General features: G+C 72.1%; 9 protein-coding genes and 1 pseudogene. 7 read left to right on the forward strand and 3 right to left on the reverse strand.

The genetic code is table 11. From position 1 onward, the window contains the following. The first annotated feature begins 99 nt into the window (after positions 1-99). Complete coding sequence (locus tag AB0J40_RS21210) at positions 100-1,251, forward strand: MFS transporter (protein WP_364455625.1); 1,152 nt, start codon at positions 100-102, stop codon at positions 1,249-1,251. A 196-nt stretch (positions 1,252-1,447) separates the two neighbouring features. On the opposite strand, the gene AB0J40_RS21215 is transcribed toward AB0J40_RS21210, so the two are convergent. Beyond that, positions 1,448-4,279: an AAA family ATPase gene (locus AB0J40_RS21215; protein WP_364455628.1), complete on the reverse strand. Its 2,832-nt coding sequence runs from the start codon at positions 4,277-4,279 to the stop codon at positions 1,448-1,450. A 1,000-nt stretch (positions 4,280-5,279) separates the two neighbouring features. Between AB0J40_RS21215 and AB0J40_RS21220 the strand changes: the two genes are divergently transcribed. The 6 genes and pseudogenes from AB0J40_RS21220 to AB0J40_RS21245 all read left to right on the forward strand — a co-directional run bounded on the left by AB0J40_RS21220 (position 5,280) and on the right by AB0J40_RS21245 (position 11,824). Continuing rightward, the gene (locus AB0J40_RS21220) at positions 5,280-6,287 is read left to right on the forward strand and encodes an ABC transporter substrate-binding protein (RefSeq protein WP_364455630.1); all 1,008 of its coding nucleotides are present in this window, start codon (positions 5,280-5,282) and stop codon (positions 6,285-6,287) included. A gap of 149 nt (positions 6,288-6,436) precedes the next feature. Continuing rightward, positions 6,437-6,814, forward strand: a complete 378-nt coding sequence (locus AB0J40_RS21225; protein WP_364455633.1) for a YciI family protein — start codon at positions 6,437-6,439, stop codon at positions 6,812-6,814. After that, positions 6,814-8,028, forward strand: coding sequence for a sigma-70 family RNA polymerase sigma factor (locus AB0J40_RS21230; RefSeq protein ID WP_364455635.1), 1,215 nt, complete (start codon positions 6,814-6,816; stop codon positions 8,026-8,028). Before AB0J40_RS21225 ends, AB0J40_RS21230 begins: the two co-directional genes overlap by 1 nt. 87 nt (positions 8,029-8,115) lie before the next feature. Next, positions 8,116-8,253: pseudogene (locus tag AB0J40_RS21235) on the forward strand (RNA polymerase subunit sigma-24); the annotation flags it as partial. Positions 8,254-8,280: 27 nt separating this feature from the next. Beyond that, positions 8,281-10,524 carry a molybdopterin-dependent oxidoreductase gene (locus tag AB0J40_RS21240; RefSeq protein ID WP_364455638.1) on the forward strand — a complete coding sequence of 748 codons (2,244 nt, stop codon included), beginning with the start codon at positions 8,281-8,283 and terminating at the stop codon, positions 10,522-10,524. 61 nt (positions 10,525-10,585) lie between these two features. Continuing rightward, a complete protein-coding gene (locus tag AB0J40_RS21245; RefSeq protein WP_364455640.1) occupies positions 10,586-11,824 on the forward strand; it encodes a PHB depolymerase family esterase in 1,239 nt (412 codons plus the stop codon). Here AB0J40_RS21245 and AB0J40_RS21250 read toward each other — a convergent pair. Both AB0J40_RS21250 and AB0J40_RS21255 read right to left on the reverse strand, forming a co-directional pair. Then, positions 11,821-12,651: a MaoC family dehydratase N-terminal domain-containing protein gene (locus AB0J40_RS21250; protein ID WP_364455642.1), complete on the reverse strand. Its 831-nt coding sequence runs from the start codon at positions 12,649-12,651 to the stop codon at positions 11,821-11,823. The genes AB0J40_RS21245 and AB0J40_RS21250 overlap by 4 nt on opposite strands. Further along, positions 12,648-13,793, reverse strand: coding sequence for an acyl-CoA dehydrogenase family protein (locus AB0J40_RS21255; RefSeq protein ID WP_364455645.1), 1,146 nt, complete (start codon positions 13,791-13,793; stop codon positions 12,648-12,650). The genes AB0J40_RS21250 and AB0J40_RS21255 overlap by 4 nt, the downstream gene beginning before the upstream one ends. Positions 13,794-13,929: the final 136 nt, after the last annotated feature.

Below are 13,929 nucleotides of genomic sequence, written 5' to 3' on the forward strand. Positions count from 1 at the left end.
TCCGGCCATCCGTCAGGTGACGGATGTCTGATCCACGCCCGGAAGCGAAACATTGTTCCACGGGGCCCGCCGCTCCGACCTCGACACCGAGGAGGAGCGATGACTCGTGCTACCACCACCGCCTCCACCGTTGTGATCTTCCTCTTGGCCATCAACCTGCGGCCCGCCGTGACGAGCCTGGGTGCGGCTCTGCCGGACATTTCCGTCGCCGGAAACCTGGTCGCCGCGGTGCTCGTCGCGTTGCCCCTGTGGGCCATCGGGCTCGGCGGCTGGGCGACGCCGTGGCTGTGCGGCCGGGTGGGCACCCACCGGACCGTCACCGTCGGCCTCGCCGGCCTCGTGCTTTCGCTCGCCGGCCGGGTGCTCGGAGGTTCGGCGCAGCTGCTGGTCGGGACGGCCCTGGCGTGCCTGTCCATCGCCGTGCTCGGCACGATGCTGCCGTTGCTGGCCAAGGGTTCCGCCGCCTTCACGTTCGGGCTCGGGCTCGGCAGCACGGCCGGCGCGCTGGTCACGCCGGCCGTTGTCATGTCTTCGTCGTGGCGGTACGCGCTCGGCCTGTGGGCGATCGTGGCGCTGCTGGCCATGCAGCTGTGGCAGCGCACTCCCGACGAATCCCTGCCGGTCCCCCGGCGCGCCACCGGGATGGTGCCCGCCGGCGCGCTGACCATCCACTTCGGACTCATTTCGACGGTGACGTTCCTGGTCATGGGCTGGCTTCCCGGCATCCTGCGCGACGCCGGGGTCGCGCCGACGACCGCGGGCACGTGCCTCGCCGTGTCGATGGCCATGGGGTTGCCGATGATGCTGCTGGTGCCGGGCTGGACACGCCGGTGGCGCAACCAGACCCTGCTCGTCGTGGTACTGGCCACGCCCAACGTCATCGGGGTGACCGGCCTGCTCGTCGCACCGGCGGCGGCGCCCTGGCTGTGGGCCGTGGCCACCGGCGCGGGCATGGGGTCGCTCGCGTTCGTGCTGACGACCATCTCGTTGCGCAGCAAGGACAGTTCGCTCGCGCTGTCGGCGGTGGTCCAGGGCGTCGGGTACGTCATCGCCGGCTTCGGCGTCCTGGCCTGCGGCTGGCTGCACACGCACACCGGCACGTGGCAGACGCCGCTGCTGCTGGTGCTGGCGATCCTGCTCGGCCAGATCACCAGCGGGCACGTGGCGGTGACCCGCCGGACCTCGGTGGCGCCGGTCAAGCGCACCCTCACGGTGCGCCCGCAGGGGAACGCCCCGGAGGTGGGGGTCTGACCTCAGTCCGAAGCGGACTGGTGACCAGCGGCTTCCCTCGCGATGCCGACGCGCGGGAAGCCGCACCCAAATCGGATCCCGGGGCCGAGGTCACGGCCGCCGCCTGGTGCCCACGCCGGCGGCTACGCGCGAACGCGGACGCGCGGCCCCGCCCGCGCCGGGCAAGCCGGGCCCCGCACCGCTCCGGCTGCCCGGCTCAGCCCGACGCGGACTGGTGCCGGGCCGCTTCCCGGGCGATGTCGATCCGCGAGTGCACGCCCAGCTTGTTCAGGATGTGCGAAACGTGCGTGCCGACCGTCCGCGGGGACAGGTACAGCCGGGCCGCGATCTGCGGGTTGGACAGGCCTTCCACCACCAGCGCCGCGATCCGGCCCTCCGTCGGGGTCAAGCTGTCCCAGCCGTGGGTGGCCTGGCGGTGCTTCACCGTCGGGCCCCGCCGGATGCCGAGAGCCCGGAACATCGCGCGCAGCCTCGCCACGTCCCACTGTGCGTCCAGCTCCGCGTACATGTCGGTGGCGTGGGTGAACGCGGCCCGCGCCGAACCGCGGTCGTCGTCGCGGGCCTTGGCGAACGCGATCGCGGCGGCTTCGAGCGCCCTCGCGCGGGACAGCGGCCGGCCCGCGTCGCGGTAGCCGTCGGCGGCTCGCAGCAGCATCGTCCCGTCCTGCTCCAACAGACCGCGGCAGTACAGCGCCAGGGCGCGGCGGTGCGGGATCGCGGACTCGGCCGCGAGCGCGCGCACCCGGGCCTCGATCGCCGCCACCGTCCGCTCGTCGCCGGTCGCCGCGGCCAGCCGGGCCGCGTCGGCCAGCAGCTCCTGGCTCGCGTCTTCGCCGCCCTGCGCGGCAGTCAGCACGGCGAGCGCCCGCTCCGGCGCGCCGGCGTGCTCGAAGGCGAGGCCGCGGGCCCGCGCCAGCGGATCCACGACCCGGTCGCCGATGCGTTCCGCGTACAGCGCCGCGACGTCGAGGTGGCGGCGGGCGTCGGCCGTTTCGCCGCGGTGGAAGTGGATGATCGCCGCGACACCGTGATCGGCGCACACCACGGCAGGCTCCTTGCGGTCGTCCGGGACGACGTCCACCTCGGCCAGGGCGTCGTCCCACCGGCCGGCTCCCAGCAGCACCTGCCCGATCGCGCTCTGGGCCTGGGCCAGGCGCACGGCGCTGCCGGTGCGGTCGGCCAGTTCCCGCGCCTGCCCGGCCGCGGCGAGCGCGTCGCCGAGGCGATCGAGCGCGCCGAGGGTGACCGACTGGTTGATGCGCAGCAGCAGGGTGAGGTCGATCAACGCGGGGTCGCCGCGCACGATGGCCATCGCGCGCTCGAACAGCGGCAGCGCCCCGGCCCAGTCACCTCGCGACATCGCCGCCAGGCTCAGCAGGTGCAGTGCCCAGCCGGTCGCCCAGCGGTCTTCGGCCGGGCCGAGCTCCACCAGCGCCGCCGTCGCGACCTCGCCCGCGGTCTCCACGTCACCGAGGTCCTGGTGCGTGCGCGCGATCAGCACCAGCAGCTTCGCGCGGTGCCGGGCCTCCAGGCCGGGTTGCGTCAGCGCTTCGTTCAGCGCGGCGAGGGATTCGGCGGCACGGCCGGTCGACCCGCGGCACTGGACGACCGTCGTGTGCAGGTCGACGCGCACGTCGGGGTCGCGGACGCGGTCCAGCGCGCGGCACGCGATCCGCTCGGCCTGCGCGATGTTGTCGACGCGGTAGTAGGCGTCGGCGAGCCGGCAGGCCAGCGCGCCGGTCACGGCGTCGTCGAGCGGGGCGTCCCGCACCGCCCGGCGCAGCAGCGCGACGGCGACCACGGGCGCCTGCCCGATCAGCAGCGTGGCCACCTCGAGCAGCCACCGCACGGCCCAGGCGGGCACCGGCACGCGGCTGTCGGTCGTCGACACCATGGGCAGCAGCTGCCGGGCGACCCGCTCGACCGGCGCGCTCGCCTCGGCCAGCGCCCACGCGGCGGCCTGGTGCCAGGCGACCCGGACCGCCGTCGGCATCTCGTCGTAGAGCGCCTGGCGGATCAGCGGGTGCCGGAACGCCAGGTCGTCGCCCGCCGCCACCAGCACCCCGGCGGCGCGGGCCTCGTCGAGGGCGGGCAGCAGGTCGGCGAGCGGGGTGTCGGTCACCGTCACCAGATCCGCGACCGAGAAGCCGACGCCGAGCAGCGCCGCCGCGCGCAGCACGCCCTGCGCCTGCTCCGGCAGGAAGCCCAGCCGGTCGGCGATCGCCTCCGGCAGCGAGTCCGGCGTGGCCGCGCCGGTCAGCTCGACGACGCCCGCGGTGTCGACCGCCAGGCACGAGCTCCGGTTCAGCGCGTCGACGAGTTCGGTGAGGTACAACGGGTTCCCGGCCGCGCCGTCGGCCAGCTGCGCCAGCTCCTCGCCCGGTTTGCCGCCGGCCAGCGCGGCCACCAGCTCGAGCACCGCGGGGTCCGCCAGCCTGCCCAGCCGCAGCCGCTCGGCGGGCCCGACGAGCCGGAACAGCGACCGCAGGTCGTCCCGGCGCGGCACCGGCCGCAGCACGCCGATCAGCAGCAGCGGGAGCTGCCGGACCGAGCGGGCGAGCCTGCTCCACACCGCGACCGTGGTGCGGTCGGCCCACTGCAGCTCGTCGACGACCAGCACGGCCGGGCCGGCCTGGCAGAGCTCGTCCACCAGCGCGATCAGCTGCTCGGAGGCCGCGGCCGCCAGGTCGGCGCCCTGGCCCGCGACGGCGCCGCCCCGCAGCAGCTTGGAGATGGCTTCCCGGCGGGGATCCCGCGTGCCCGGCGTGATCCCCAGCGCGTCCAGGAGCGGGAGCAGCGGCAGGGCCTGCCCGAGCTCGTCACCGGCTCCCCAGTACACCTGGCAATCGGCCGCCTCGGCGGCGGCGCAGGCGGCTCGCACCAGTGCGGACTTGCCGATGCCCGGTTCGCCGTCCACCAGCACGGCGTGGCCGCGGCCCGCGGCGAGATCACGGATCCAGCCGACCAGCCAGGACAGCTCACCGTCCCGGCCGACCAGCAGTTCGGTACCGTCCGTGAGCGGCCGCACACCGGAATAATAGAAGTAAAAGTTGTTCCCCAACAAGAGGTATATCGGGCCAACCCCGATCACCTGGGCTTCTCCCGCGCCAAACATCGATTTCGGGAAATTCGCCGATCCGTGATCCGAACGTGATTCCACCGGCCCGGCGACGAAGGATCACCAACCGCCGGTGCGCCGTCGGGGAATGGCTCGTCGTCGACCATTCTCACAGTGGGCGTCCCGGGTGCCTGCGCAGTGTACGCCACCGTCAGCAAAACGCGGAAGATCCGCAGAAAACGAGGGGAAACAGCGTTTCCGCCGACGATCGAGAGAAAATTTCCCGGCCGGACCCCGCCTCCGGCGTTTCTCGCTCGCGGTCGAGACGTGCCCACCACACGCGGCATTCGATGATTTCGACACGACCACCCTCCGTCGCACGATCTTTCCCCGTGCGCGTCCGGGAATACCAAGGCGCCGCCGAACACCGAGACCGGAGCCGATCGGCGGCGGCCGGTTTCCAAAAAGTGAACGTTCCGGGTTTCGCCGCCGCGAGGTGCCGCCGACCTGTTGTTTTCCGCGTCGGCAGCGGGTATCTGGCAACGTTTTCCGCACCGCGGCGGTAAACGCCGGGCAGCCGATTGACGTCGTCACCGAAGATCGCCGGACCCACCCCGCCCGCCAGTCCGATGTCACTGTCCGCAACCGGGAACCGGCACCGGCGGCCGCCGAATGGCCGACCCCCGGACTCGCCGGATTCCCGCGTCCGACGACCCGCATCCCGAGAATTCACCGGCCGCACCACCTTTCCGCCGCATTGATTCGTAGCATCCGGCGAGCGCCCGGTCGCAAAAACAAGATCGTCGATCAAGAATTGGTGCGGCCATTCTGGTGAAATCCCGTTTTCGCGCGCATCCCGCGTTGTCAAGCGATGGTCCGGCTCCTACAGTGGCCTGCCTGACGCCGGGGAATATTTCACACGAATCCCCTGGATTCGGTACCTCAACTCACCTCCTTCTAGGAGCAGGCCTTGTTTGGAATCGTCAGGAGTGGTGGCCGGGCTCGCGCTCGCCACGCCGCGCTCGCCCTCGCCGCCGCGATGACCGTCACCGGCTGCGGCGCCCTCGGTTCGGCCGACCCGAACGCCGCGGCGAGCAGCGACCTGGAGAAGTCGACGCTGAAGGTCTCGATCTTGCCCACGACCGACCTCGGGCCGTTCTGGCTGGCCCAGGACGACGGCTTCTTCAAGGCCGAGGGCCTGACCGTCGACTCGGTCATCGCCGCCAGCGGCCAGGCTTCGCTGACGAAAGCGATTTCGGGCGAGGCCGACATCGCGTTCTCCACCTACCCGCCGTTCTTCACCGCGACCGGCACCGGCGCCGCCGACATGCAGCTGGTCGCCGACGCGACCTCGGTCAACGCCAAGAGCAATGCGATCGTCACGGTGCCGAATTCGCCGGTGAAAACAATCAACGACCTCGCGGGCCGGAAGATCGCCATCACCGCGAAGAACACCGCGTCCGATCTGCTCACCCGCTCGGTGATGCAGGACCACAACGTCGATTTCAGCAAGGTCAAATGGGTGCTGATCCCGCTGCCGAACATCGCCGCCGCGCTGCAGCAGGGCGAGGCCGACGCCGCCTACCTGCCGGAACCGTACATCACCCAGGCCGCCAAGACCGCCGGCGCGATTCCGGTGATCGACATCAACACCGGCGCGACCCAGGACTTCCCGCTGACCGGTTACGGAGCGACGCGGAAGTGGGTCCGGGAGAACCCGAAGACCCTCGCCGCCTTCCAGCGCGCGATGCAGAAGGCCACCCACGAGGCCCTGATCGACCGCGCCAAGGTCGAGCCGCTGCTGGTGCGGTTCGCCAAGATCGACGAGGACACCGCCAAGCTGCTCACCCTGCCCGGCTACGGCTCGATCCTGGACGCGCGGCGCCTGCAGCGGGTGCCCGACCTGCTGCTGCAGCTCGGCGCGATCCCGAAGCCCATCGACGTGAACTCGATGATCGGGCCGCAAGCGGGAAGATGACCGCGATCCACCTCGTCCGCGCGGTCGTGCGATCCTCACCCGGGACCGGGCGCCGGAAAGTTTTTCCTCTGCCGTGTTGATCCGCGCGTCGCCCGTTCGACAAGAGGGGGCGAGGGCCGAGAGGCGGCCCCGCGGACGAGGAGAGCGCGATGCCGCAGTACATGCTGATCATGCGGGGCACCGACGAGTCGAACGCGGCCATGATGGCGAACATCGACGAGATGATGGCCACCAGCCGCCGGTTCATCGAAGACCTGTTCAAGGCCGGTGTCTACGTCGCGGCCGAGGGGCTGGACGACCCGAGCCAGGGCGTCGTGGTCGACTTCGGCGGCGAGACCCCGGTGGTCACCGACGGGCCGTACGGCGAGACCAAGGAGCTGTTCGGGGGCTTCTTCCTGATCGACGTCGCCTCGAAGGCGGAGGCGGTCGAGTGGGCCAAGCGGGTCCCGGCGGCGCCCGGGGCCAAGGTCGAGGTCCGGCGCGTGCCCGGCAGCGACGAAACCCCGGACTCCGACGGCCGGAACTGATGGGTCCGGCCGACGTCGAAGCCGTCTGGCGGATCGAGTCGGCGCGGATCGTCTCCGCGCTGACCCGGTTCACCGGCGACTTCGGGCTGGCCGAGGACGCCGCCCAGGAGGCGGTCGCCGAGGCGCTGGTGGCGTGGCCGCTCGACCCGCCCGCCAACCCGGCGGGCTGGCTGCGGGCCACCGCCCGGCGGCGGGCGATCGACGCGATCCGCCGCCGGGCCGCCCTTCAGGACCGGTACGCCCTGCTGGCGGCCGACCCGGAACCCGAGGAGGAGGCCGACCCCGACCGGATCGACGACGACGTCCTGGCGCTGATGTTCACCAGCTGCCACCCGGTGCTCTCCCCCGAGGCCCGGGTGGCGCTGACCCTGCGCGTGGTCGGCGGCCTGACCAGCGAGGAGATCGCCCGCGCGTTCCTCGTGCCGGTGCCGACGGTGCAGGCCCGCATCACCCGGGGCAAGAAGACGATCGCCGCGGCCGGGGTGCCGTTCGAGCTGCCGCCGCCCGAACAGCGCCGCGAACGGCTGGGCGGCGTGCTCAGCGTGCTCTACGTGATCTTCACCGAGGGCTCGACGGCCACGTCGGGCGACCGGCTGCTGCGCCCCGACGTCGCGTACGAGGCGATCCGGCTGACCCGGACGCTGGCCGCGCTGCTGCCGGACGAGCCGGAGGTGCACGGCCTGCTCGCGTTGTGCGAGCTGACGGCGGCGCGCTTCCCGGCCCGCACCGGCGCGGACGGTTCGCCGATCCTGCTCGAGGACCAGGACCGGCGGCGGTGGGACTTCTCGGCGATCCACCGAGGGCTGGCCGCGCTGGCCAAGGCATCGGCCCGCGGCCTGGGCCCGTACGGCCTGCAGGCCGCGATCGCGGCCACCCACGCGACGGCGGCCTCGGTCGAGGCGACCGACTGGGACCGGATCGTGGTGCTGTACGAGGCGTTGGGCCGGGTGGCGCCGTCCCCGGTGGTGGAGCTCAACCGGGCGGTCGCGGTGGCGATGGCGGCGGGGCCGGCGGACGGGCTGGCGATCGTGGACGAGCTGGTCGCCACCGACCGGTTGCCGGGATCGCACCTGGTCCCGACGGTGCGCGGCGAGCTGCTGACCCGCCTCGGCCGGCGGCGGGAGGCACGCGCCGAACTGGAACTGGCCGCGCGGCTGTGCACCAACGAACGCGAACGCTCGGTGCTGTTGAGGAAGGTGTCCGCACTGGACTGAGCCGTGGGGCCGGGTGGCGCGGTTACTGGTGGTGGAGGTCAACCGGGCGGTCGCGGGTCGGCGGAAAGGCTGGCGATCGTCGACGAGCTGGTCCCGACAGTGCGCGGCGAGCTGCTTACCCGCCTCAGCCGACACCGCGAGGCACGCGCCGAACTGGAACTGGCCGCCCGGCTGTGCACCAACGAGCGCTCGGTGCTATTGGGGAAGCTGGCCGCACCGGACTGAGCCGGCCGGCGCGGTTACCGTCGGGGCATGAAGCCGAGTACATCGCACTGGGGCGCCTTTTCCGCCGAAGTCGACCCCGACGGACGGCTGCGGGTCGAGCCGCACCCGGCCGACCCCGCGCCGTCGCCGCTGCTGGGCAACCTGGCCGCCGCGCTGGACCACCCGAGCCGGGTGGCCCGGCCGGCGGTCCGCCGCGGCTGGCTCGACCACGGCCCCAGCCCCGACGACCGCCGCGGCCGCGACGAATTCGTCGAACTGCCCTGGGACGACGTCCTCGACCGGCTCGCCACCGAACTCGACCGCGTCCGGACCCGACACGGCAACCAGGCCATCTTCGGCGGCTCCTACGGCTGGGCCAGTGCCGGACGCTTCCACCACGCCCAAAGCCAGCTCCACCGCTTCCTCAACACCATCGGCGGCTTCACCGCCTCCCGCAACACCTACAGCAACGGGACCTCGTCGGTCCTGCTACCCCACATCGTCGGCGACACCCACGCCGTACTGCGCCAAGCCTCGACCTGGCCCACGATCGCCGAGCACACCGAACTGCTCGTCGCCTTCGGCGGGATACCGGAAAAGAACGTCTACGTCACCCCCGGCGGAGTCACTGTCCACGGAACACCCGGACACCTCGCGCGGCTACGAGCCCGCGTCGCGCTCATCAGCCCACTGCGCGACGACCTACCGTCCACAATAGACGCCAAGTGGTACCCGATCCGGCCCGCCACCGACACCGCGCTGATGCTCGCCCTAGCCCACACCCTCGTCGTCGAAGGACTGCACGACAAGGAGTTCCTGGACCGCTACTGCGTCGGCTACGCGGAGTTCGAGCGCTACCTGCTCGACAAGGACCCGAACTGGGCCGCCGGGATCACCGGCATCCCCGCCGCAGACATCGTCGCACTGGCCCGCGAAATGGCCGCCAAACGCACCCTGATCACCGTGACCTGGTCACTGCAACGCACCGAACACGGCGAACAACCGGTCTGGGCAGGCATCGCACTGGCCGCCATGCTCGGCCAGATCGGCCTGCCCGGCGGCGGATTCGGCCACGGCTACGGCTCGATGGGCGACGTCGGCGACACCGGCCCCGAACTACCCATCCCCCACCTGCCCCAAGGCACCAACCCGATCGACGAATTCATCCCCGTCGCCCGCATCGCCGACCTCCTGCTGCACCCCGGCGAAACCTACGACTACAACGGCGAAACCCGCCACTACCCCGACACCCGGCTCGTCTACTGGGCCGGCGGCAACCCCTTCCACCACCACCAGGACCTCAACCGCCTGCGCCACGCCTTCACCCGCCCCGACACCGTCGTCGTCCACGAACCCCACTGGACGGCCACCGCACGCCACGCCGACATCGTCCTACCCGCCACCACCGCACTCGAACGCGAAGACCTCGGCTCCGGCCGCCGCGACACCCACCTCATCGCCATGCACCGGATCGCCGAACCCGCCGGAGAAGCACGCGACGACTACGCGATTTTCGCGGCACTGGCGTCCCGGCTCGGGGTTGCCGAAGCGTTCACCGAAGGCCGCACAGCCCGGCAGTGGCTGGAACACCTCTACAACGGTTGGCGCGGCGAACCATCGTTCGAAGAGTTCTGGGCCAACGGCGAACTGAAGCTGCCGCCCGGCCGCAACCACCACACGCTGTTCGCCGACTTCCGCGCCGACCCCAACGCCCACCCGCTCAAGACACCCAGCGGCCGCATCGAAATCACGTCCACGACCATCGCCGGGTTCGGCTACCCCGACTGCCCCGGCCACCCGGTCTGGCTGCCGCCGACCGAAACCGGGCCGCTGTGGCTGATCGCCAACCAGCCCCACACCCGCCTGCACAGCCAACTCGACGCCGGCGAAACCAGCCAGGCCGGCAAGGTAGCCGGCCGCGAACCCGTCCGCCTCAACCCCGCCGACGCAGCGGCCCGCGGCATCACGACCGGCGATATCGTCCGCGTGTTCAACACCCGCGGCGCCTGCCTGGCCGGCGCCGTGCTCGACGACGCACTCCGGCCCGGCGTCGTCCAGCTCGCGACCGGCGCCTGGTTCGACCCGATCGACGACCACCCCACCGGCCCCCTGTGCGCACACGGCAACCCCAACGTGCTCACCGCCGACATCCCGTCGTCCCGGCTGTCACAGGGCTGCGCCGGCCAACACGCCGCCGTCGACGTCGAACGCTTCGACGGACCGGCCCCGCGCGTGCGGGCACTCCATCCCCCGGTGCGGGAAACCGCTTTCCGGCGGACGGCACAGCGCTAGACTGACGTGCCCTGACCGGCACCGCCGCACCTGAATCCGCACCACGGACAAAGGAGTTCGCATGGTCACCGCGTTCAGCCGTCGCACTGTCCTGCTCACCGGCGCGGGCGTCACCGCCGGCCTCGCCTTGCCGAGTACCGCCCTCGCCGCCCCGGCCCCCGGCGTGGGGTTCACCCTCGACGCCGAAACCCTCGACGGCGGCGAACAGATCACCTCGCTCACCCTCGGCACGTCCCGGACCGGGCCGATCGACCCGGCGAGCCTGACCACCGGCACGTTCGGCGTGCACGCCAAGGCCACCAGCCCGATCGACACCGGCGGCCAGGACATCGGCTACGACCTCGACCGGCCCGTCACCGCCGCGCGGCTCGACCACCGCGGCAACATCGTGCTCGAACTGAGCCACGGCGAAGGCCAGACCGGCGGCGGCACGCTCGGTTATGTCAACAGCAAGAGCCGCAACGTCCGGCTCGACCTGGTCTACACCATCACGCAGAACACCCCGCTCCGGCGGCACGGCCGCCCGGTCACCTTCACCCGGTTCACCCAGGGCCGGCTGGTCAACCCCGAAGTCGACGCCTTCACCTACCACGCTTCGCGTTCCGGCATGAAGTACCGGCTGTACTCCCCCGTGGCCGGGCACGGCCGCCGTCCCCTGATCGTCTGGCTGCACGGCGGCGGCGAAGGCGCCTCCCTGCCCGACGGCTACTACGACAACGAAACGACGTTGCGCGCCAACCGCGGCGCGCTGGGCTTCGCGACCCCGGAGGCGCAGGCGATCTTCGGTGGCGCGTACGTGGTGGCCCCGCAGTGCACGGCCGCCTGGATGGACGACGGCCCCCGCTTCGCCCCGCTGATCCGGGAAATCATCCGGGACGTGCTCCGCACCCGGGACGTCGACCCGCGCCGGATCCACGTGGCCGGCTGCAGCAACGGCGGCTACATGAGCCTCAAGATGACCACGGTCTACCCGGGCACGTTCGCGGCGTCGGTGCCGATCTGCGGAGTCGTCGCGGGCCGGAAGGAGGGCGACCCGCCGCTGATCCCCGACAGCGAGCTGACCGCGATCCGCACGCCCACGTGGCTGGTCGCCTCCCGCGACGACGACACGGTGGACCCGCAGGCCAACTCCGTCCACGCGCACGACCTCATCCCCCGCTCGACTCTGACGCTCTACGACCACGTCGTCTGGAACGGCCACCGGTTCCCGGGGCACTGGTCGTGGATCTACGTGGCGCGCAACGATCCCAGCGCCGGCGGCACCCACGTCTGGCAGTGGATGGCGCGCAAGCACATCTAGGCCACGGTGCCGGTGATTGCCGTCGCGCCGCCCTCGGCCATGCCGGACAACGCGAGCTTGCCGCCTTCGCGGCGTCCGTGGGTCAGCACCGTCGCGCCGGCGAACACCGGGCTGGACAGGCGGTAGCCGAACGACGTCACCGGCCGGTCGGCGTGCCGGCGCGGGATCTCCAGCAGCAGCAACGCGAGCAGCGGGCCGTGCACGACCAGCCCGGGGTAGCCCTCGACCTCGGTCGCGTACGGCCGGTCGTAGTGGATGCGGTGGGTGTTGTAGGTCAGCGCGCTGAACCGGAACAGCAGCTGCGGCCCGGTCGGCGTGCTGGTCTTCCACTCGTGCGGCGGCTCGGCGGCCGGTTCCGGCTCGGCGAGCCGCCGCCGCTGCCCGGCGGGCTGCGACCGGTAGACGACGTCCTGGTGTTCGGTGAGGAGGAGTTCGCCGCCGCGCCGGAATTCGTGGCGGACGGTCACGAACGCCAGCTGCCCGCTGCGGCCCTCCTTCACCGCGACCCCGGCCAGCTCGCTGCGGCGGTCGATCCGGTCGCCGATGCGGATCGGCGACCGGATCTCCAGCCGGCCACCGGCGATCATCCGGCGCCGGTCCGGGATCGGTGGCAGGAAGGGCCCGTCCGCCGGGTGGCCGTCCTCGCCGAGCGCGGCCTGCGGGGTCGGCTCGAGGAAGTGGAACCAGTGCCACAACGGCGGCAACGGCCCGGCCGGCGCGGGCCGGTCGAGCAGCGCCGAGAACGCCGTGGCCGGCCAGGAGCCGATCACCTCGGACGTCTCGACGGCGGCGGGCCGCCAGCCGTCGACCGCGTCCCGCAGGTTCATTCCAGTCCCCCGCGGGCGACGAGCCTGCCGACGATGACGTTCTGCTGGATCTCGTTGGTCCCTTCCCCGACGATCATCAGCGGCGCGTCCCGGAAGTAGCGTTCGACGTCGAACTCGGTGGAGTACCCGTAGCCGCCGTGGACGCGGATCGCGGCGAGCGCGACCTCCATCGCCGTCTCCGAGCAGAACAGCTTCGCCATCCCGGCTTCCAGGTCGGCACGCTCGCCGGAGTCGTACCGGCGTGCGGCGTGCAGCAGCAGCTGGCGGGCGGCGGTCAGCTTGGCCGCCATCGTCGCGAGGTGGTTGCCGACCGACTGGTGCTGCCAGATCGGCTTGCCGAACGACTCGCGTTCCTGGGCGTACTTGAGGGCGTCGTCGAACGCGGCCCGCGCGACGCCGGTGGCACGGGCGGCGACCTGGATGCGGCCGATCTCCAGCCCGCGCATCATCTGCGCGAACCTCTCCCCCTCGGTCTCGCCGAGCAGCGCGTCCGCCGGCACGTGGCAGTCGTCGAAGGTGATCTCGCAGCTCTCGACGCCCTTGTAGCCGAGCTTGGGCAGGTCCTTGGAGACGGTGAACCCGGGAACCTTCTCCACCAGCAGGATGCTGATACCGCGGTGGGCGGGCTCGGCTTGCGGGTCGGTCTTGCACAGCAGGGCGACCAGGCCGGACCGGCGGGCGTTGCTGATCCACGTCTTGGTGCCGTCGACGACGTACCCGCCGCCGTCCTTGCGCGCGGTCGTGCGCAGGGCCTGCAGGTCGGACCCGCCACCCGGTTCGGTCAGCGCCATGGTCGCGCGCAGCTCGCCGGTCGCCATGCGCGGCAGGTAGCGCTGCTTCTGCTGCTCGGTGCCGAAGGTGAGGATCAGCTTCGCCACGACGGTGTGGCCGCCCATGGCACCGGCGAGGCTCATCCAGCCGCGCGCCAGTTCCTCGGTGACGAGCGCATAGCACTCGGTGGAGACCCGCAGCTCGCCGTAGGGCTCCGGAATGGCCAGCCCGTAGACGCCGAGCCGCTTCATCTGCTCGATGAGCTTCTCGGGGTAGGTGTCGGTGTGCTCGAGTTCGCGCACGACCGGCCGGACGTCGCGGTCGACGAAGTCGCGGACCGTGTCCACGATGGCGTGTTCGGCGTCGTCCATGGGCTTTCTCCTCGGAACGGGTTCGCGCCCCGAGCTTCCCACCGAACCCGAGCCGCCGCGCGGCGGGGTGCCGGGGGGGGCGCCCCCCCGCGGCCCCCCCCCCCACACCCCCGGGCGCCCGGGCAGAACCCCCACC

Source organism: Amycolatopsis sp. NPDC049691, assembly GCF_040675005.1.
Lineage (GTDB): Bacteria > Actinomycetota > Actinomycetes > Mycobacteriales > Pseudonocardiaceae > Amycolatopsis.